Source organism: Schnuerera sp. (genome assembly GCF_035459645.1).
Lineage (GTDB): Bacteria > Bacillota > Clostridia > Tissierellales > Tepidimicrobiaceae > Schnuerera.
On record NZ_DATHXO010000315.1, the window covers coordinates 1 to 2227 of the forward strand.

1 protein-coding gene is annotated in these 2227 nt (G+C 33.1%); it reads left to right on the forward strand.

Annotated features, from left to right (window positions below; translation table 11 throughout):
- Positions 1-61: 61 nt before the first annotated feature.
- The coding region (locus VK998_RS07430) for a hypothetical protein (RefSeq protein ID WP_325227154.1) at positions 62-2227 on the forward strand (2166 nt) is incomplete at its 3' end.

Here is a 2227-nt window from a genome sequence, read left to right on the forward strand (position 1 = left end):
TGTCATTCTGAGCGTAAGCGAAGAATCTCGGGTTTTATTATCATAAGAAAGGGTGATTATTTTGCAAAAAAGAATTGTGGCTTTTATACTTTTTTTAGCTATAATTACAACCAGTACATTTGCCTACGCAGCACCAGGGGATATTATACATACTGGTCTTAAAAAAATATATAAAGCAGATAGTTCTGCAGATGTTGATGAGCTTTTGCAGGATATTTTAGCTGGCGCTGATACTAATAAATTTTATCGAGAAATTGATAATAACAAATATGTAAATATAGCCCAAGAAGAAGATAAACAAGTAGAAAAATTGGGACAAATACTTAATAATATAGGGATTACAAACCCTGAAGATATCGAAAAATATATAATTGATAATAAAGATTATATTGATGGAGAACTAAATAAATTAACAAAAAGTATGGCTACAGGTTTTGATGAGATAGATGACAAGGATAAAGGTAGGATTGAAGAATATCAAGGCGCATCCAACGCTATACTTCTGGGAAGTACCCATTATTCTACCCCAGAACCAGGCACTAAAGAAAAAACTACTAAGATTGAAAGGTTGAACACTCCCAGTGGTGCTACTAAATGGATGATTAAAATAAAAGATGAAAAAATACCACCAATGGCTAAAGACACTCTGCTTGGTGATGGGGTTAATTATAATAAAGGTAATGATATATATGTAGATGTGGGCAAATACTTAGTTCTGTACGCTGTAGACAATAATAATAGAATTAAAGGTTATGCCAATATAAAAATAACAGATGATATGGTAAAATCACCTAAAGAAGAAGCGATAAAGCTTGAAGTAGGTAAAGTAGAACCCGGCAGTGTAAACGCAGGAACTATAATTATTAGTGAATTAGATGAATTGCCACAAGGTGCTACTAAATGGCAAGTGATGGTATCAAACATTCCTATAGATAAAGTATATAAAGGCGATAAGTTAGATAAACCTATTGATTATAATATTGATTCTGAAATAACCGTAGCCAATGAAGATGAGTTGCATAATTTGGTAGAAGGTTTTAGGAAATACATTGTACTCGTAGCTGTTGATGATGAGAATAAAGCAGTAGGCTATAGGATATTTGAGATTGGAAAGGATAGTTTGTCTAAACCACCTATATTGCTAAAACAAACTATCCATTATGAAGGTCCAGTTCCTGGGGATGAAGATGGTACTACAAGATTTACTAAATTAGAATTGGAAGAAAATGCAGAATGGAAATATATAATTTCCAATGATAAGCCTAAAATTCCCATTATTCACAGTAGGATTGAAGGTACGCCATATAATACTAATGAAAATATAAAAATAGAGCAAGGACAGTATTTATTATTATTAGCAGCCATGGATGGAAAAGTTGAAGGATATAAGATATTCAAATTAGAAGATGGACAGGTGAAAGGACTAACAGCACCTAAAATTGACGATATAAGTATTAAATTAGAAAAAGGCTCGAAAACAGGAACCACTAAAGTCATTGGATTGGCTTTAGATACTATAGAAGATGCTACTAAATGGATGTTTAAGGTAGGAAAGGATTTACCTTCCCCAATGCTAAACAATATCCTAGATGGAAGTATGGATTATATTCCTGAAAGGGATATAGAAATAACTGTTGAAGACCAATTGTTGATTTTAGCTACTGATGATGATGGTAGAATAAAGGCATATATATTGTTTGATGAAATAAGTAAAGATATGATAAAGGATCCAGCTGCAATATTGCTTGCTGAAAATAGAAACTATATAGGACCTATAAAAGGCGATGAAGATGGTACTACAAAATTTGAAGCTTTATCTGAAAGTCCTTCTATCGGAAATAACATTACATGGATGTATGTAATCCAAGATGCCGAACCTGAAATACCTGAACTAGATAGTAAAACTATGGGTATAGAGTTTAGGGCAGGAGACAATATAAAAGCAGAGCCCGAACAGTATCTAATACTATTGGCTGCTGATGCTGGCAAAGTAAAAGGCTATGCCATCATAAAGTTGACTGAAGCCCATATAAAAATGCCTGATGCTTTTCAGTTGGAAGAAAATATACATTATTCTACACTAAAAAAAGGTGTAGCTCCCGGTACTACTATGATAGAAAACTTGAGCTTTATAGGCCTAGATGATGCTAATCAATGGCGAGTCAAGGTTAATAGGGAAGAATACAAAGGACCTATTGAAATAAATTCTATTATATCTCAGACCATT